Here is a 17,985-nt window from a genome sequence, read left to right on the forward strand (position 1 = left end):
ACCGGCGAACGGGCGGACCGACGGACGGGCGGATCGGCGGACCGGGTCAGATCAGGGCGGTGGCCTCCGCCAGCGTGAGGCCGCCGCCTTCGGCGTACGCCGCCTCGTACGCCGCGTCGCCGAGGGCGGCCCGCGCCAGCTTCTCGGCCCGCGCGCAGTCCTCACGTTCCGTGGTGACGGGGAAGTGCCGGGGCGGCAGGTGGGCCCGATAGGCGCCGAGCAGGCGGGCGCCGTCGTACTCCCGCCGCGCACCACCGAGCGAGACGAGGGAGAGGGCAGCCGTCAGCAGGTACACCGCGGGCTGCTGCGGGGCGACCATCAGCGCGAGGGGATCCAGAGCGGTCGCCGCGGCCCGGCGGAGCAGCGCCCGCGCGTCCTCGTACCTGCCCTCCTGGTTGTCCAGCCACGCCATCATGCCGAGCAGGAACCCGTCGAAGATGGCGTACGCGCCGAAGGCGAACTCGTCGCGCAGAGCCTGGAGTTGGGCGCGCGCCGCGACGATCCGGCCGGTGCGGCCGAGGATGCCCGCAAGGAACAACCGGGCGGCGGGCATCGCCTCGTTGCCGTGCCGCTGCACGGTGGCGACGATCTCCTGGAGGATCTCCTCGGCCTCCTCGACCTGGCCGTTCTCGGTGAGGGTCCCGGCCATCCGGACGCGCAGCACGGCCACCTGCGCCTTGGCGCCCAGCCGTTCGGCGTGCTCGATCGCCGCACGGAAATCCTCGGCGGCCGCCGCGTAACGACCGCACTTCTCGCGGGATTCCGCGCGGGCGGAGAGCGCCTCGGCGCAGCCCCAGTCGTCACCGAGCGCGCGGAAGAGCGCCAGGCTCTCCTCGGCGTCGCGGGAGGCGTCGCCGGCCCAGTCGGCACGGTTGGCGAGGATGTTGGCGCGCAGCTGGAGCGCCGAGGCGAGCTCCCAGCGGTAGCCGAGCGCGCGGGCGGTGGCGACGGTCTCGTCGACGGCGTGCTGGAGCAGCCCCGGATCGCCCGCGATCATGACGGCGTAGACCCAGAGGCCCGCAGGGGCCCGGCAGGTCTGCGGGAGTCCGGGCCGGTAGGCGGCGATCACGCCGTCGACCTGGGCGCGGACCTCCGGGGTGTTCCAGCTGTCGCTGCTCTGGTCGCGGGAGGCCAGCCGGATCATCTGGATGCCGCGCCAGGCCTCGGTGAGCAGCTCGCCGGTATAGGGCGGGGGCGTGTCGACGAGCCGCTCGTAGACGGGCTCGGCGGGCACGACGGGTGTCCCGGTGAAGGGGTCCGGGCCGAGCGCCGCGGCCGCCGCCGACCAGTGCCGGGACTCGCTGCGCAGGTCGTGCATCTGCCAGTACCAGACCAACGAGTGCACGAGGCACAGCACTTCGCCGACGTCGCGGGCGGCGACGGCGTGGCGCAGGGCCGTACGGAGGTTCTCGTACTCCGTGGCGAGGCGCTGGGCGGCCGCGCGCTGGCCGTGGCGGCGGAGCAGGGGTTCGGTGGTCCGGGCGAGTTCGCGGTAGTGGACGAGGTGGCGGTGCTCGGTGGCCTCGCGGTCGCCTTCGGCCGCGGCGAGCCGCTCGGCGGCGTACTCGCCGACGGTCTCCAGCAGGCGGTAGCGCATGCCGGAACCGTCAGCGGCGGGGGCGGCGACGACCAGGGACTTGTCGACGAGTGAGCCGAGGACGTCGGCGACATCGAGTCCGCCCTCGTCCGCGCACACCGTCTCGGCGGCGGCGAGGTCGCAGCCGCCGGCGAAGACGGAGAGGCGGCGCAGAACGGTGCGCTCGGGCTCGTCGAGCAGGTCCCAGGACCAGTCCACGACCGCGCGCAGGGTCTGCTGGCGGGGCAGCACGGTACGGGCGCCGCTGGTCAGCAGACGAAAGCGGTCGTCGAGCCGGGCGGCGATCTGGCGCGGGGTCAGGAGGCGCAGCCGGGCGGCGGCCAGCTCGATGGCGAGCGGCAGGCCGTCGAGGCGGCGGCAGATCTCGGCGGCGGCGGCCGGGTCCTCGGCGACGGTGAAACCGGGCCGGGCGGCGGCGCCGCGGTCGCCCAGGAGCCGTAGCGCGACCGGGTCGGGCAGCGGCTCCACGGGCCGCAGCGACTCCCCCGGCACGCCGAGGGGCTCCCGGCTGGTGGCCAGGATCTGGACGCCGGGGCAGTGGGTGAGGATCCGCTCGGCGAGCTCGGCGGCCGCGCCGATGACGTGCTCGCAGTTGTCGAGCAGCAGCAGGAGCCGGCGCCGTGCGCAGTGTTCGGCGAGCCGGTCGAGGGGGGCGTCCCCGCCGCGGTCGGTCAGCGCCCGCATCTCCTCGGCGGAGGCGCCGCGCAGCTTGGTCTCCCGCGCGCCCAGCGCGGCGAGCGCGGCCTCGGCGACGTCGTCCGGATCGTCCACGGGGGCGAGCTCGACGAGCCACACCCCGTCGGGCCACGCGGCCTCGGCATGCGCCTCGGCGGCCTCCTGCGACAACCGCGTCTTGCCGGCCCCGCCGGGTCCGAGCAACGTGACGAGCCGCGCCCGCGCGAGGTCCTCCCCGATGACCCGGATGTCGTCCTCCCGCCCGACGAAGGTGGTGAGCCGGGCCCGCAGGTTCCCGAGCGCGCTGCCGCTGCCCCGGCCGGGCGGAACATGGCCCCCCGGACCGCCTTCGGCGGTGCCCGGCGGGGCCTGGCTTCGGCCGGGCTGCGCGGGCGTGTGCCGGTCGCCCGAGGCGGCGGGACGGCCCGCGGCGGTGCCCGGCGGGCCGTCGCCGCGGCCCGCACCGGCCGAAGCGGCGGCGTGGGGCGGGGACGCGGTCGTGCCTGCGCCCGGCGGGGGCGGGGGCGGCGTGGCGTGCTGGGGGGCGGAGGCGGCCGGGTACGGGTCTCCGGTGGGACCGGACGGCCCAGTGGCGGGGTCGGCGGCGGGGGTGCGGCCGGCGGCGGGCGCGCGGTCGGCGGCGGGCGGCGTCGGGCCGCGCGGGGTTTCGGCGGTGGGGGTGAGGAGCTCGGTGTGGAGGACGCGGAGCGCGGGTCCCGGGTCCGTGCCCAGGCGGGCGGCCAGGTCCCGGCGTACGGCGTCGTACGCGGCCAGCGCCTGCGCCGCGCGGCCCGCGTCGCGCAGGGCCCGGATCCGCAGGGCCTGCAACGGCTCGTCCAGCGGCAACTGCGCGCACAGCGCGGTCAGCTCCGGCAGGGCGGCCTCCGCCCTGCCCAGGGCGAGCTCCGCGGCGAGCCGGCCCCGGCGCGCGTCGACCCGTACGGCCTCCCAGCGGGCGGCCTCCGCGACCGGGTCCGGGAGATCCGCCAGGGCGGGCCCGCGCCAGAGCGCGAGCGCCTCGTCGTACAGGGCGGTGGCCCCGGCCGCGTCCCCGGCGGCCAGCGCCGCGCCCCCGGCCCGCGCCAGCCGCTCGAAGCGGTACAGGTCGATGTCCTCCCGCTCCGCGGCGAGCAGGTAGCCGCCCTCCGCGGAGCGCACCGCGGCGTGCCCGAGGGCCCGCCGCAGCCTGGCCACGAGTGCGTGCAGGGCGCCCGTCGCGTCGGCCGGCGGGGCGCCGTCCCACACGTCGGCCACCAGCAGGTGCGCCGGGATCGCCCGCCCCGGTCGCAGCGCGAGCGCGGTCAGGAGCGCGCGCAGGCGAGCTCCGCCGACGGGGACGGGGGTCCCGTCGTCGCGGAGGACCTGGGCCGTACCGAGGATCGCGTAACGCACCGGCCCATTGTCACCGGACCCGGACCCGGACCCGAACCGATTTCCGTCCGGCCTCCGGGATAGGTTTCGCCGCATGGGTCATCAGGGCAGCCGCGGTGAGCGGCGGATCAGTTCCGTTTTCCTCGGCATCGTCGCCGTCATGGCGGTGACCGGCTGGGCCGTGTGGACGGGCTACTCGACGAGCGCCGGGCTCGCCGTGTTCCTCTTCGTCACGTCGGCCTGGATCGTGTCGCTCTGTCTGCACGAGTACGCGCATGCCCGTACGGCCCTGCACAGCGGCGACCTCTCGGTCGGCGCGAAGGGCTACCTGACGCTGAATCCGCTCAAGTACACGCACGCGCTGCTCAGCATCGTCCTGCCGGTGCTCTTCGTGATCCTGGGCGGGCTGGGCCTGCCCGGCGGCGCCGTGTACATCGAACGCGACCGGATCCAGGGCCGCTGGAAGCACAGCCTCATCTCGGCGGCGGGCCCGCTGACCAATGTGGTCTTCGCCGTCGTCTGCACGGCGCCGTTCTGGCTGAACGCGCTCGACGGGGTCCCGCAGGCGTTCCGTTTCGCGCTCGCCTTCCTGGCCCTGCTCCAGGTCTCGGCGGCGATCTTGAACTTCCTCCCGGTGCCGGGCCTCGACGGCTACGGGGTCATCGAGCCCTGGCTGTCGCACCGGGTGCGCCGCGAGGTGGCGCCGCTGGCGCCGTTCGGGCTGATCGCCGTCTTCGCGCTGCTGTGGATCCCGGAGGTCAACGGGTTCTTCTTCGACGTGGTGCGCGACCTGCTGTCCGCGCTGGGCGTGTCGGACCTGGAGTCGTACTGCGGTCGCGAGCTCTACCGCTTCTGGCTGGACGCCGAGGGCATCTGCGGGATCCCGCCGTCCTAGATCCTGTCCGGACCGGCCCGCCGCCTGCGTCTTACGCCCGGCGCCCGGCCTCGGTGGCCTTCTCGGCCTTCGCCTTGCGCACGTAGTACCAGGCCATGTTGGACGTGAGACCCGCAAGCAGCACCCAGACGATCCCCAGGAAGCTGCCCTCCACGAAGGCGACGACGGCCGCGGCCACGGCGAGGGCGCAGACGACTACGGCGAAGACGGCAAGGCGGGGCATGGGAAGAGCTCCTCGGAAACACGCGACGGGGTCGATCCCGTCCAGTGTCCCCCATGCCCCGCAGTGCTCCCGTAAGGAAGCGGCGCCGGGCACGGCCGGGCCCGCCGGCGCATCACGCATCACATCCGACCCATTTTCGCCTTTACCCGATGTTCCGCACGGCGCGGCGTTAGCGTTCGCCGGATACGCGCCTCACCTTTGGGCGCGCCAGAACGACTGCCCGGCCTGCTCGGCCTGTGACCGCCGCCGCCGGGCACCTGGGGGGAACACATGCAGGAGATCTCAAAGGGCGCGAACGTCAGTCTGACCGCCCTCAGCGAGGACGCCGGTTCGGTCGTCGTGAGCCTCGGCTGGAGCAGCGCCTCCGGCGCGGGTGATGCCGATGTCTCCGTGCTGCTGCTGGACGAGAACGGCAAGATTCGCAGCGAGAACGACTTCTACTTCTACAACAATCCCGCCGCCGCGGACGGAAGCGTGCAGCTGCTGGGCAAGACGCCGACCGACAGCGGAGACGAGGACCGTATCGGCGTGGACCTGACGGCGGTGCCGCCGGACGTCGCGCGGATCGTGGTGGCGGCCAGCCAGTACGGCGGCGCCCGTTTCGGAGACCTCGACGATCTGCGGATGACCGTCGCGGACCGGTCCGGCGAACCGCTGGTCGGATTCTCCATCGACGACGCGGGCGTGGAGACCGCCTTCATCTTCGGCGAGCTGTACCGGCGGGACGAGGAGTGGAAGTTCCGCGCCGTGGGGCAGGGGTACGAGACCGGACTGGCGGGTCTCGCCACGGACTTCGGCATCGCCGTCCAGGAGGAGGCCGACGAGCCCGAGGGAGCGGACGCGGGCGTGGTGCCCGAAGGGGCGGTGGATCGCGGCGGAGCCGGGGCGCCGGCAGCGCCCGCGGTGGGCGAACCGCCGGAGCCGACGATGGCGAGGCCCGCCGAGCCGGAGACGGGCGCACCCTCCGCCGCGGCCGCCGCTTCCGTGCCCGCCGCCGCGCCCGCCGCTTCCGTGCCGGCCCAGACCCGCGGCCGTGGCCCCCGTACGACGAAGAAGAAGGTCACCTTGCCCAAGGTGGCCGACAAGTCGCTCGCCGAGAACGACTCCTGGCGCCGAGCGCGGCTGTTCCCGGTCCCGTCACTCAAGAGCGACAAGGACCGGGAGGTACGCGCGACCTCCGTACTGTTGTCCGTCATGGCGCAGGTCCCGGAGCTGGGACGCCGGCTCACCGCCGCCTTCGGCGCCCCCGCCGGCCGGATGCAGACCTTCACCGAGGTGTCCCTCCCCCACGGCGACGCCCCGAAGCGGCCGGACGGCGTGATCCGGGTGGAGCGTGCGGGCAAGCTGTGGACGGCCCTCGTGGAGACGAAGACGAACGGCAACCCGCTCAAGGCCGAACAGGTCCAGCAGTACGTGGACATCGCCGCGCGCCGCGGCTACGAGGCGGTGATCACGCTCTCCAACGACGTCGCCCTCGAAGGCGCGGCCATCGTCGACGTCAAGATCGACGGCCGGCGCAAGCACAAGGTCAGCCTGTGGCACCTGTCGTGGGCGGAAGTGGCCCACCAGGCGCAGATGCTGATTCGCCACGAGGGCGTGAGCAACGCCGCGCACGCCTGGCTCCTCCAGGAACTCCTGGAGTACCTCCAGCACGAGAACTCGGGATGCCACGGCTTCCAGAACATGGGCCCCGCATGGGTCCCCGTACGCAACGGCATCGAGGAGGAGACCCTCAGCCTCGGGGACGCGCGAGCCGTCGACGTCGTGGAGAGCTGGGAGCGGCTCATCCGCCAGGTCTGCCTGCGCCTCGGTGGTGAGCTGGGGCAGAAGGCCCTGCCGGTGCAGCGCGCCCGGCGGGGCAGCGATCCGCGGGAACGGCGCGTCGCGGCGGCCGAGAAACTATGCGAGCAGGGCCGGCTCTCCGCGGAGCTGCGCATCGACGGGTCCAGCGGTGTCATCGCGGTCACCGCCGACCTGCGGACGGGCAAGGTCCGCACGTCGGTCGAGGTTCCGGCGCCGGACGCCGCGTATCCGCTGGCCACGGTTAAGCGGATGCTACGGATGCTCACCGAGGCACCGGCGGATCTGCACGTGGAGAGCCTCGTCGAGGGGGCGGGCGGCGGGCCCCGCGGGACCCTGGAGCGGCTGCGCCCGGAGCCGGGCGATCTCCTGCCCAGGGACGGCGCCCCGCTCACGGGGTTCCGGTTGTCGCTGATCAAGGGAATGGGCAACAGCCGCGGCAATACGGAGTCCGGATTCATCCGCAGCGTCGACGAGGCGGTGGACCGCTTCCACCGCTCGGTGGTCGCGCACCTCGGCGCCGTCGAGGCGCGCGCCGGCCGCCGGGGCTGACGGCGGCGCCACCGGGCCGGTGCGCCGGTCCCATCGGACCGGATCACCGGCCGGGCCGCTGCGCCGCAGGCGGACGCCGCGGCTCGGACCTCGCGGCGCGGGCCTGGCGGCTCAGACGTCCGTCACGCGCAGGCCCGCGTGGGCCTTGTAGCGGCGGTTGGTGGAGATCAGGTTGGCGACCAGGGACTCGACCTGGTGGGCGTTGCGGAGCCGGCCCGCGAAGACGCCGCGCATGCCCGGGATCCGCGCGGCGAGGGCCTGGACGACGTCCGTGTCCGCGCGGACCTCGCCGAGGACCATGACGTCGGTGTCGATCTCGTCGATCGACTCGTCCTGGAGCAGGACCGCCGAGAGGTGGTGGAAAGCCGCCGTGACGCGGGAGTCCGGGAGCAGTGCGGCGGCCTGCTGGGCCGCGCTGCCCTCCTCGACGTGGAGTGCGTACGCGCCCTGCTTGTCGAAGCCCAGAGGGTTGACGCAGTCCACCACGAGCTTGCCGACGAGGTCCTCGCGCAGCGATTCGAGGGTTTTGGCGTGGCCCTCCCACGGCACCGCGATGATGACGATGTCGCTGCGGCGCGCGCATTCGGCGTTGTCCGCGCCCTCCACGCCGAGGCCCAGCTCACCGGCGGCGGCCCGGGCGCGGTCGGCGGCGCGGGAGCCGATGATCACCTTCTGGCCGGCCCGGGCCAGCCGGTAGGCCAGGCCCCGTCCCTGGTCGCCGGTGCCGCCGAGGACGCCGACGACGAGACCGGAGACGTCCGGAAGGTCCCACGGGTCCTTCGCCGGCGCCTTGGCGGGTGCCGTGGCGGGCGGCGGCGTCTGCGTGCTGTCTGTGGAGGTCATGGGGCCGAGGGTAATGCCGGGGTCCGCGGAAGGGATCCGCCGGGGTGACAGGGGTGCGCAGTACCGCGCGGTGACGTGCGAGGAGGGCGTGAGGACGGCACGGGAAGGGCACGAGGAGGGCGCGAGGGGAGGGGCCGGGAGGGCGGCGGGCGAGGGGAACCGCTCCCGTATGTCCCTTGCATGGTGCAGGATGCCGATATGGATGCCGTGAGGGTCGCGCTGCTGCGCGAGGTGCTCGCCGGTACGCAGTGGCCGGGCGCCGCGCGCCGCTTCGCCGGCTCGTTGCGGCGTTCCGTCGTACCGGCCGGCGGGAATCTGCTGCTGGTCGGGACCGAGCAGTACGAGCCGTGGCATCTCGCGGCGCACCTGGTGGACGAGGCCGCCTGGTCGGGTCTGCCGGAGCTGGCGCCGACGCTGGTACGCCACCGCGTGCTGCCCGGGGAGCCGCCGCACCTGTCGGTGGGGCTGAGCCGGCTGGAGGCGGCCCGGCGCGGGCACACGCTGCTGGTGGTGGCGCCGGAGCAGCCCGGCGAGGGGCTCCTGGAGCGGGTGCACGACGCCCGGCGGGCGGGGGCGACCGTACTGTCCCTGGACGGCGGGGACCCGGAGCTGGGCACGCTCGCGCATGACGCTCTGTCGGTGGCGCCGACGACCGCGGAACTGGATCTGGACACCGTGCAGCACCTGGTCAGCGCGGCGGCCGGGGAGAACAGCCTGCCGGTCCGGCGCGGTCCGCGCCGGTTCCGGGACCGGTTGGCGCGGCTGGCCGATCAGCTGACCGCCCCGCCGCCCAGCCGCTGGTGAAGCCGCCCGGCCGCTGGTGAAGAGGGCGGAGCCGATGCGGCCGGTGGGACGCGCGGCACCCATGGTGCCCGTAGTCCCCGTGCCATCACCGGAGTGCCATCACCGGAGCCCCCGGCGCCGACCGGGTCCGCGCGGCCGGTGGAGCCCGGGGCGGCCGCGCGGACCGGAGCCTAGGCGGTGGTGCCGGTGGTGCCCGTCGTACCCTCGTCCTCCTCGCGGGACTTGTCGTTCCACTTGGGGTCGTTCTGCCATTCGAGGTTGCGCTCCTGCGCCGTCTCCATGGCGCGGTTGGCCTCCTCGCGGCTCTCGTACGGACCGAACCGGTCCTTGGCCGGGCACTCGGGGCCCTCTTCGACCTTCTTGTGGACCAGGCAGTAGTACCACTCGCCCGGTTTGCCCACCTGGCGCTTCTTGAACAGGGCCATCGTCGTCGGGCTCCTCTCGATGCGGCTCTCTGCCGCCATGCTGCCCCATCGCCGCTGGATACACTCGCTTGCATGTCTGGCCAGTCGCTGCTCGTACCAGGCGAGCTTTCTCCCGCCCGTTCCGTTCCCGGAAACATCCGCCGTCCCGAGTACGTGGGCAAGCCCGCGCCCACGCCGTACACCGGGCCGGAGGTGCAGTCGGCCGAGACCATCGAAGCCATGCGCATCGCCGGCCGCATCGCCGCCCGGGCGATGGAAGAGGCCGCCAAGCTGATCGCGCCGGGGGTGACCACCGATGAGCTGGACCGGGTCGCCCACGCGTACATGTGCGATCACGGCGCTTATCCGTCGACGCTGGGCTACCGGGGCTATCCGAAGTCCCTGTGCTCCTCGGTCAACGAAGTCATCTGCCACGGCATCCCCGATTCCACCGTCCTGCGCGACGGCGACATCGTGAACCTCGACGTGACCGCGTACATCGGCGGGGTCCACGGCGACAACAACGCCACCTACCTGTGCGGGGAGGTGGACGAGGAGTCGAGGCTGCTGGTGGAGCGCACCCGCGAGGCGCTGAACCGTGCCATCAAGGCCGTCAAGCCGGGCCGCCAGATCAACGTCATCGGCCGGGTCATCGAGTCGTACGCGAAGCGCTTCGGCTACGGCGTGGTCCGGGATTTCACCGGCCACGGAATCAACTCGTCCTTCCACTCCGGCCTGATCATCCCGCACTACGACAGCCCGCACGCCACCACGGTCATCGAGCCCGGAATGACCTTCACCATCGAGCCGATGCTGACGCTGGGCACCCACGAGTACGACATGTGGGAGGACGGCTGGACGGTCGTCACGAAGGACCGCAGGCGCACCGCGCAGTTCGAGCACACTCTGGTGGTCACGGACACCGGGGCGGAGATCCTGACCCTGCCCTGACCCATTTTTTACCGACAAGACGTCGGGAACACATTGACTTAGGTATGCCTAAGTAGGAGCATCAGGTGTGGCGGCGACGTCGCCACGCCTGATTCCTCTTCTTGGAGGTCCGTCTTGGATGCCTTCTCCACGGTGATCCGCGTCGCGTCGCACGAGCAGCACACCGAGGCCGAGACGTCGACCTTCATGAGCGATCTGCTCGGTGGCCGGCTCGGTGTCGACGCGTACGCGCGCTACACCGAGCAGCTGTGGTTCGTGTACCGGGCACTGGAGGACGCCGCCGAGTCCCTTCAGGACGACCCGGTGGCCGGCCCCTTCATCCAGCCGGAGCTGATGCGCGTCGCCGAGATCGAGCGCGACCTGGCGCACCTGCTGGGCCCGGACTGGCGCGAGACGGTGGTGGCGCTGCCCGCGACGGAGGCGTACGCCGCCCGCGTGGCCGAGTGCGCCGCCGAGTGGCCCGGCGGATACGTCGCCCACCACTACACCCGCTACCTGGGCGACCTCTCCGGTGGCCAGATCATCCGGGACAAGGCCGAGCGCACCTGGGGCTTCGAGCGCAAGGGCGACGGCGTCCGCTTCTACGTCTTCGCCGACATCTCCAACCCGGCGGCCTTCAAGCGGACCTACCGCGAGCTGCTGGACGCGATCGCCGCGGACGACCTGGAGAAGCAGCGCATCATCGACGAGTGCAAGCGCGCCTTCGACTTCAACGGCGCGGTCTTCCGCGAGCTGGGTGAGGAGTTCCCGCTGAGCGCGTAGCGCTGAGCAGTTCCCGCTGAGCGCGTAGCGCCTTAGGGGTTCCCCGGTACGGGCCTCGGAGCGAAGCGGACGCGCCCCCCGATGTCGACCGTGCCGTCGGGTCCGGGGGCGGTGAGGATCTGGGAGCCGGCGCCCTGGGTGATGTTCAGGGCGCGGTTCAGCTGGGCCGTCAGCAGGATCGCCGCCGAGCCGGTGGCCTCGTCCTCGGCGATCACCCCGTCGGGCCGGCGCGGAAAGCCGCGGGCCCGTACCCGGCCCGCGGCCTCGTCCTCCCAGGCCCAGGCGTACAGCCACCCCTCGCCCGGCAGCGGGGCCGGGAGCGCCTCGACCTCGGCGGCGCTCGCGTACTGCTCGGTGCGCTTGCCCTCGACCCACTCCGGGCGGGCGGTGATCCAGGTGAACTCCCCGTCGTGGCGGGCCCATACGGGTCCGGCCGGCGGCCGGAGCTCTTCGATGTCCAGCAGCCACGCGACGCCGACGAGCGGATGCCCGGCGAAGGACATCCGCGTGCCGGGGGTGCGGATGTCTACGACCCCGCGCTCGGGGTCGTCGACGAACACCGTTTCGCTATAGCCCAGTTCGGCGGCCAGCGCCTGCCGGGACGCGTCGTCGGGGCAGGTCCGGCCGTCGCGGACGACACCGAGCAGGTTGCCGTACCGGCCGTCACCCGCGCAGAAAACGAGGAGCTCGTCGAGATCGTTCACGCGGGCATTCAAGCACGGCTCAGTTCTGGGGCGTGCGGGGCGTGCAGCGCCTGCGGGCGAAGTACACCGCGCCCGCGCCGGCCGCTATGACCGCGCCGGAGGCGCCGAGCAGGGCCGCGGCCGGGACGTCGGCGCCGGTGGAGGCCAGGTTGCCGCCCACGGAACCGGCGCCCATCGTGCCGCCCGTGGTGCCTGCGGCCGTGCTGTCGCCGCCGCCGGTACCTCCGCTCGCACCTCCCGTCACCGGCAGGGTGGCGTCCTTGTCCACGGCCAGGGAGAGGTTGACGTCGTCGACCCGGTCGCCCGCCTTGTAGAAGGAGCCGGTGGTGCCGTTGGCGAAGGCGGCCGCGCCTTCGGCGGTGAGGGCCGCCCGGACCCCGTTCAGCGCCAGCAGCCCCTTCTGCGTCCTGTAGTCGGCCTTCGCCAGGCTCAGGGTCGCGAAGGGGATGTCCGCCTTGGTGCCCGCGGGGGTCTTGACGTCCAGGACCAGCGTGCCGGTGTCGCCTTCCGCGTTGATACGGACGTTGCCGAAGGTCATGTCGATGCCGTGGTCGGCGCGCTGGAAGCGCAGGTCGCCCTGGAAGGAAGCGGTCAGTTTCCGCTTGGCGGCGTCGAGTTCGCCCTTGCCGAAGGCGAAGGAGAAGGTGGTGCCGTCGGCGGCCGCCCCGCCTGCCGGGGTGATGGATCCGGAGGGCTTCTTCGGGTCACCGATGAGGTAGGTGCGCAGCGACTCCTTCACGCCCCAGGTCAGCTTGCCCCTGAGGATCTGCTGCGGGCCGTCCGCCGGGGCGGTGGTCTGCGCGGGCGGGGTGGCGCTCTTCGACGGCGTGGCCGTCGCGGACTTCGTGGCCGTCGGTGTCGGTGTGCCGGACGGCGTCTTCGTGGGTGTGGGCGTGGGCGTGCCGGGCGGCGTCGTGGGCTTCTCGAACTCCAGCGCCGCGTTCAGGTCGTCGCCCTTGAGTCCCGCGTACCGGGCCGAGCCGAGCTGCTCGCCGGCCTCCTTGGTGAGGGTCGTCGCCAGGTTCTTCATCTCCCGGCCGCCGAAGGCCACGTCCGCGAGCGGGACGTCCTGCGTGGTCGTCCCGCCCTTCGTCACGTCCGCGGTGAGCTTCTTGGTGCCGGTGTCGATCCGGATGTCCCAGAGCCTGACCTCGAAGCCGTGGCCGGCCGGCGGGGCGGGCGAGGAGAAGGTCACGCTGCCCTGGAAGGCCGCCCGCACCACGTGTCCGGCCGCCGGGTCGTACTGGCCGGTGGGCGCGGCGAAGCGGAAGCTGCCGTCGGCATTCTGCGTGGCCCCGTCGCCGACCGTGATCGTGCCGTGCGCCATGCCGGTGACGTAGTCCCGGTAGTCCTTCAGCACACCCCAGTCGAGGGAGCCGCCGGTGATCTTCAGCGGGGCGGTCGGGGCCCCGTCCGCCTGCGGGGCGAGGGCCGTGGCGCCGCCGGCGGCGGTCGCGGGCAGGACGAAGGCGGTGGTGCCCAGGGCGGCGGCGGTGATGACGGCGGCCGCGACGGCCATCGAGCGGGGGTGGGAGGACATGGCTGAGGTCTCCTGAGGAAACGGAAGGTGAGGGGAAGGAGGGCGGCGCGCTACGGCGCGTCGGTGGGCGGCGCCTCGGCCGCCGCCGTACGGCGCTTGCGGAGTACGAGGAAGGCCGCGCCGCCGGCGAGCGCCAGTACGGCCGCGCCCAGGGAGGCGTACAGCCCGGTGTTCGAGGACTTCTCCGGTGTCAGATCGTCGGCCGGGAGCGGCGCGGTGGGGGCGGGCGCGGGCGGGGCCGTGGAGCCCAGGTCGGGCAGGGCCGGCAGCTGCGCGGTGGGGTCGAGGGCGATCGCGAGCGAGACCGGATCCATCTCGGTGCCCGCCGCATACAGAGGGGGGAGGGCCATGGCACGGAAAGCCTGGGAGCCGCCCTCGGTGAGGGTGGCCGGGGCTTCGGTCAGGGTGGCGAGGTTGCCCTCGGTCTTCAGCCCCTTGGCGTCGAACTCGACGAGCGCGACCGCGTTCTTCGTCTCGCCGCCCGTGGTGACGTCGGCGGACAGGACGCCCTTGCCGTTGCCCACCGTGACGCTCACCCTGCCCAGCTTCAGGTCCAGGTGGGCGCCGGTGAAATGGACGGTGCCGGCGAAGGCGGCGTCGAGGGTGCCCTTCCGGCCGTCGTACGCGCCCTTGCCCTGCGGGAAGCGGAACAGCGCGCCGCCGTCCTGCGCACCCTCGGCGAGGGTCCATTTGCCCTGGCCGACGGCGCCGGTGACGTACTCGCGGAAGGTGCGCCGTACGCCCCAGTCGACGGCGGCGTCGGTGAAGGCGCCCTGGGCCTGCGGGGTTTGGGCGCCCTGGCCCGGCTGCTCACCCGGCGGCTGCGAGGGCGGGGCGGACGGCGCCGGCTGCGAGGGGCCGGCGGCCGGGTCCAGTACATCGACGGAGAGCGTGACCGGGTCGAGTTGCGCGCCGGCGGCGTAGTAGCCCGCGAAGGCCTTGGCCCCCTGCTCGGTGAGGGTGGCGGGGACGTTGCCGAGGACGACGGGGCTGGAGCCGCCCTTCATGGTGATGCCGCCGAGGCCGAGGGTGGCGAAGGGCACCTGGGACTGGGTGCTGACCGCGCCGGTGTCCTTGGCCTTGGTGGAGACGTCCACGTACAGGGTGCCGCGGCCGCCGGAGATCGTGACGGTGGGGCGGCTGACGGTCATGTCGAGCTCGTGGGCGCCGTCGGGCTTCTGGTGGCCGCGGAAGGTCACGCCGCCGGTGAAGGAGGCGTTGAACTCGCCCGAGTCGGGGTCGTACGAGCCGGTCGCCGAGTGGAAGCGGAACAGGCTGCCGCCGACGGTGGCGGCTCCGCTCTTCAGCTGGAAACCGCCTTTCGCGAGGGGGCCCGTGACATAACTCTGGAAGGACGATTTGATGCCCCAGTCGAGTCGGCCCCCCTGCACGGTACGGCTCGCGGCCTGGGCGGCGGTCGCCGGGAGCAGCGCTCCCAGCAGGACGGCCAGCAGGGCGAGTGCGAACGCACGGGCGGGTCTCGCGGACATGATGGTCCCTCCAAGGGCTGGCAAGCGAGGTTAGGCTAACCTAAGCTACTCCCGGCCGGGTGTGGAACCCCTCGGTCACCGGAACCTCCAGTCGGACGATCAGGACGGTGCCTTCGTGCCTACGCCCGCCGCGTCATCCCGCCGTCCCCGCCTCGGACTTGCCCTGGCCGCACTGGTCACGCTGGCATGGACCGTGACGGGCTGCGGGAGTACGGCCACGCCCGCGGGCCCGCCCGCCCACGCCGCCGCGGCCCCGGACCGGGTGGAGCCGCTCGCTCCCCCGCCCGCGCCCGTACTGCCCGTCAGCGTGCCCTCGGCCGACGGCGCGCCGGTCACGGTCACCTCTGCGGACCGGGTCGTCCCGCTGACCGGAAGCCTCAACGAGATCGTCCACACGCTGGGCCTCGGGCAGCAGGTCGTCGCCCGGGACATCACCGCCACCTTCGAACAGGCCGCCCGCCTCCCGGTGGTGACCCGTGGTCACGAGGTCTCCGCCGAGAGCGTGCTGTCCCTGCGCCCGACGCTGGTACTGGCGGAGACCACCAGCGGTCCCGCGGAAGCGATCCGGCAGATCCGTGACGCCGGCGTCCCGGTGCTGGTCGTCGCCCCCGCCAAGGCGCTGGAGGACGTCCCGCGGCGGATCGGTGCGGTGGCCGCCGCGCTCGGGGTGAAGGACGCCGGAGCGCAACTGAACCAGCGCACCGCCGACCGGATCGCCGCCGTGCGCAAGGACATCCCGGCCGGGGCCTCGGCGAAGAAGCCCCGGGTGGCCTTCCTCTACCTGCGCGGCACCGCCTCCGTCTACCTGCTCGGAGGCTCCGACTCCGGCGCCGCCTCGCTGCTGGAGGCGGCGGGCGCGGTCGACACCGGCAAGGAGTCCGGTCTCGGCAAGGACTTCACCCCCATCACCAGCGAGGCCCTGGCGGCGGCGGCCCCCGACGCGATCCTGGTCATGTCCAAGGGCCTCGAATCGGTCGGCGGCATCGACGGCCTGGTCAAGATCCCGGGCGTCGCCCAGACCCCGGCCGGCATGGACCGCCGGGTGGTCACCGTCGACGACGGCGTGCTGCTCAACTACGGGCCGCGCACCGACCAGGTGCTGTCTTCGCTGATCGCCCAGCTCTACGGCAAGGGTGCCTGAGGTGACCCTCCCCTACGATCCCCCGCGCGGCCCCGCCTCCGGCGCGCTCGGCAGCGACCCCGAAGCCCCGCACGGGAAGCCGGCGCCACCGCGCGCGGCCACGCCCACCGGCTCCGCCGGGGCCGGCGAGACCGGCGAGGCCGCCACCGCACCCGCCACCGCACCCGCACCCGCAGCCCCACCCGCACCCGCCCCGGCACCCGCTCCGGATGACACCGCGCCTCCCGGACCCGGCACGGCGCGGCGAACCCCGCGGCGTACGGCGCTCCTGCTCACCGCCGCGCTCGTCGCGGCCCTCCTCCTCCTCGCACTGCTCTCCGCGGGAGTCGGCGCCTACCCCATCCCCACCGGTGACGTACTCGCCTCCGTCCAGCACCGCACGGGGCTCGGCGGGGCGCCGCTCGACCGGGTCGGAGAGAGCGTGCTGTGGAACGTACGCCTGCCCCGCGTGGTCCTCGCGCTGCTCGTCGGCTCCAGCCTCGGCTGCGCGGGCGCGCTCATGCAGGGCGTCTTCGGCAATCCGCTCGCCGAGCCCGGCGTCATCGGCATCTCGGCCGGCGCTGCCGTCGGCGCGGTCGCCGCCATCGGCCTCGGCCTGAGCTTCCTCGGCAACTGGACCATCACCGCCTGCGCGTTCGTCGCCGGCCTGATCACCGTCACCGCCGTCTACCTGCTGTCGCGCAACGGCGGCCGTACGGAGGTGGTCACCCTCATCCTCACCGGCATCGCCGTCAACGCCTTCGCGGGCGCCCTCATCGGCCTGTTCATCTTTTTCGCGGACAGCGGCCAGGTCAACCAGATCACCTTCTGGCAGCTCGGCTCGCTCGCCCAGGCCACCTGGCCCAAGGTGCTCGCCGTCCTGCCGTGCGCCGTCGCCGGTCTGCTCGTCGCCCCCTTCTACGCCCGCCGGCTCGACCTGCTTGCGCTCGGCGAGCGGCCCGCCCGCCACCTCGGCATCGACGTCGAACGGCTGCGCCTCGCCCTCATCCTGGTCGTCGCGCTGCTGACCGCGGCCGCCGTCGCCGTGGCCGGGATCATCACCTTCATCGGCCTGCTGGTCCCGCACCTGCTGCGCATGGCCACCGGCCCCGGCCACCGCTTCCTCATCCCCGGCAGCGCCCTCGCCGGGGCCGTCGTCCTCGTCGCGGGCGACCTGGCCGCCCGGACCCTCGCCCTGCCCGCCGAGCTGCCGCTCGGTGTGCTGACCGCCCTGCTCGGCAGTCCCTTCTTCTTCTGGCTGCTGCGCCGCACCCGCCGTAAGCAAGGAGGCTGGGCATGACCGGCAGGCTGACCGGGCTGCTCTCCCGGAGCAAGCGGGCCGTCCCCGGCCGTCCCGCCCCCGGCACGGCCCTCGCCGAGACCGCGGACCTGCATGTCCGCCTCGGGCAGCGGGAGGTGCTGCGCGGCATCGACCTGACGGCCCGGGCCGGGGAAGTGCTGGCGCTGGTCGGCCCGAACGGCGCCGGCAAGTCCACACTGCTGGCCGCGCTCGCCGCCGACCTGCCCGCCGCCTCCGGGGAGATCCGGATCGACGGGCGCGCGGTGGGCGAGTGGAGCGCCCCCGACCTCGCGCTGCGCCGCTCCGTCCTCCCCCAGGCGGCCACGCTGTCTTTTCCGTTCCCGGTGGAGGAGGTCGTACGGATGGGCCGCGCCCCCTGGGCCGGCACCGCCCTCGCCGACGCCGACGAGGAGGCGGTGGCCGCCGCCATGGCCGCCACCGAGGTCACGGAGTTCGCCGCACGGCCCTTCTCCGCCCTCTCCGGCGGCGAGCGGGCCCGGGTCGCGCTGGCCCGCGTACTGGCGCAGCGGGCACCGCTGTTGCTGCTCGACGAGCCCACCGCCGCCCTGGACCTGCGCCACCAGGAGCTCGTGCTGCGCATCTGCCGGGAGCGGGCGGCCGCCGGGGACGCGGTGGTGGTCGTCCTGCACGACCTGGGCCTGGCCGCCGCCTACGCGGACCGCGCCGCCGTCCTGCACGAGGGGCGGATCGCCGCGGCCGGCCCGCCGGCCGAGGTGTTCGAGGAGGAGATGCTCAGCCGCGTCTACCGGCAGCCGGTGGAGGTGCTCGCACATCCGCGCACCGGTGCCCCGCTGGTGGTCCCCGTACGCGGAGCTTCGCCCTCCGCGGCTTTCCCGTCCCGGGCTTCGCCGAACGCCGACGCCACAGCCGGTCAGTGCTCCCCGGGTCCAGCGGGACACGGGCGCCCGTGAAGCCCGCCATCACGCCTTGTCG

Annotated in this window: 15 protein-coding genes; 8 read left to right on the forward strand and 7 right to left on the reverse strand. The window is 73.8% G+C overall.

Translation table 11 applies throughout. The features are described from left to right. Positions 1-46: 46 nt before the first annotated feature. Entirely contained in the window at positions 47-3,664 is a 3,618-nt protein-coding gene (locus tag ABZX75_RS00305; RefSeq protein ID WP_355406184.1) for a BTAD domain-containing putative transcriptional regulator, read from the reverse strand. A gap of 73 nt (positions 3,665-3,737) precedes the next feature. Between ABZX75_RS00305 and ABZX75_RS00310 the strand changes: the two genes are divergently transcribed. Further along, positions 3,738-4,538: a site-2 protease family protein gene (locus ABZX75_RS00310; protein ID WP_355406186.1), complete on the forward strand. Its 801-nt coding sequence runs from the start codon at positions 3,738-3,740 to the stop codon at positions 4,536-4,538. Positions 4,539-4,569: 31 nt separating this feature from the next. On the opposite strand, the gene ABZX75_RS00315 is transcribed toward ABZX75_RS00310, so the two are convergent. Next, on the reverse strand, positions 4,570-4,761 hold the full coding sequence (locus tag ABZX75_RS00315; protein ID WP_355406187.1) for a hypothetical protein: 192 nt from the start codon (positions 4,759-4,761) through the stop codon (positions 4,570-4,572). A 270-nt stretch (positions 4,762-5,031) separates the two neighbouring features. Here ABZX75_RS00315 and ABZX75_RS00320 point away from each other — a divergent pair, with 270 nt between their 5' ends. Then, positions 5,032-7,113, forward strand: coding sequence for a TerD family protein (locus ABZX75_RS00320; RefSeq protein ID WP_355406189.1), 2,082 nt, complete (start codon positions 5,032-5,034; stop codon positions 7,111-7,113). Between the two features lie 111 nt (positions 7,114-7,224). Here ABZX75_RS00320 and npdG read toward each other — a convergent pair whose 3' ends face one another. Then, on the reverse strand, positions 7,225-7,956 hold the full coding sequence (npdG, locus tag ABZX75_RS00325; protein ID WP_355406191.1) for an NADPH-dependent F420 reductase: 732 nt from the start codon (positions 7,954-7,956) through the stop codon (positions 7,225-7,227). Positions 7,957-8,154: 198 nt separating this feature from the next. Between npdG and ABZX75_RS00330 the strand changes: the two genes are divergently transcribed. Continuing rightward, complete coding sequence (locus tag ABZX75_RS00330; protein ID WP_355406193.1) at positions 8,155-8,760, forward strand: hypothetical protein; 606 nt, start codon at positions 8,155-8,157, stop codon at positions 8,758-8,760. A gap of 170 nt (positions 8,761-8,930) precedes the next feature. Here ABZX75_RS00330 and ABZX75_RS00335 read toward each other — a convergent pair whose 3' ends face one another. Then, complete coding sequence (locus ABZX75_RS00335) at positions 8,931-9,185, reverse strand: hypothetical protein (protein WP_355406195.1); 255 nt, start codon at positions 9,183-9,185, stop codon at positions 8,931-8,933. 72 nt (positions 9,186-9,257) lie between these two features. Here ABZX75_RS00335 and map point away from each other — a divergent pair, with 72 nt between their 5' ends. Then, complete coding sequence (gene map, locus ABZX75_RS00340; protein ID WP_355406196.1) at positions 9,258-10,115, forward strand: type I methionyl aminopeptidase; 858 nt, start codon at positions 9,258-9,260, stop codon at positions 10,113-10,115. Positions 10,116-10,229: 114 nt separating this feature from the next. Continuing rightward, a complete protein-coding gene (locus ABZX75_RS00345) occupies positions 10,230-10,877 on the forward strand; it encodes a biliverdin-producing heme oxygenase (protein WP_355406198.1) in 648 nt (215 codons plus the stop codon). Positions 10,878-10,909: 32 nt separating this feature from the next. Here ABZX75_RS00345 and ABZX75_RS00350 read toward each other — a convergent pair whose 3' ends face one another. Genes ABZX75_RS00350 through ABZX75_RS00360 form a run of 3 tightly spaced genes read right to left on the reverse strand, consistent with a single transcriptional unit; the run spans position 10,910 to position 14,614 of the window. Then, entirely contained in the window at positions 10,910-11,581 is a 672-nt protein-coding gene (locus tag ABZX75_RS00350) for a PhzF family phenazine biosynthesis protein (RefSeq protein ID WP_355406200.1), read from the reverse strand. A gap of 19 nt (positions 11,582-11,600) precedes the next feature. Next, positions 11,601-13,121 (reverse strand): HtaA domain-containing protein, encoded by a 1,521-nt coding sequence (locus ABZX75_RS00355; RefSeq protein ID WP_355406201.1) that lies wholly within the window; start codon positions 13,119-13,121, stop codon positions 11,601-11,603. Positions 13,122-13,171: 50 nt separating this feature from the next. Then, positions 13,172-14,614 carry an HtaA domain-containing protein gene (locus tag ABZX75_RS00360; protein ID WP_355406988.1) on the reverse strand — a complete coding sequence of 481 codons (1,443 nt, stop codon included), beginning with the start codon at positions 14,612-14,614 and terminating at the stop codon, positions 13,172-13,174. Between the two features lie 112 nt (positions 14,615-14,726). Between ABZX75_RS00360 and ABZX75_RS00365 the strand changes: the two genes are divergently transcribed. The 3 genes from ABZX75_RS00365 to ABZX75_RS00375 are packed head-to-tail and all read left to right on the forward strand — an operon-like array spanning position 14,727 to position 17,963. Next, on the forward strand, positions 14,727-15,752 hold the full coding sequence (locus tag ABZX75_RS00365) for an ABC transporter substrate-binding protein (RefSeq protein ID WP_355406203.1): 1,026 nt from the start codon (positions 14,727-14,729) through the stop codon (positions 15,750-15,752). Between the two features lies 1 nt (position 15,753). Beyond that, positions 15,754-17,031: an iron ABC transporter permease gene (locus ABZX75_RS00370; protein ID WP_355406205.1), complete on the forward strand. Its 1,278-nt coding sequence runs from the start codon at positions 15,754-15,756 to the stop codon at positions 17,029-17,031. Continuing rightward, a complete protein-coding gene (locus tag ABZX75_RS00375; protein WP_355406207.1) occupies positions 17,028-17,963 on the forward strand; it encodes a heme ABC transporter ATP-binding protein in 936 nt (311 codons plus the stop codon). Before ABZX75_RS00370 ends, ABZX75_RS00375 begins: the two co-directional genes overlap by 4 nt. Positions 17,964-17,985 lie beyond the last annotated feature (22 nt).

The sequence above is a fragment of the Streptomyces sp. NPDC003038 genome (assembly GCF_040611115.1).
Lineage (GTDB): Bacteria > Actinomycetota > Actinomycetes > Streptomycetales > Streptomycetaceae > Streptomyces.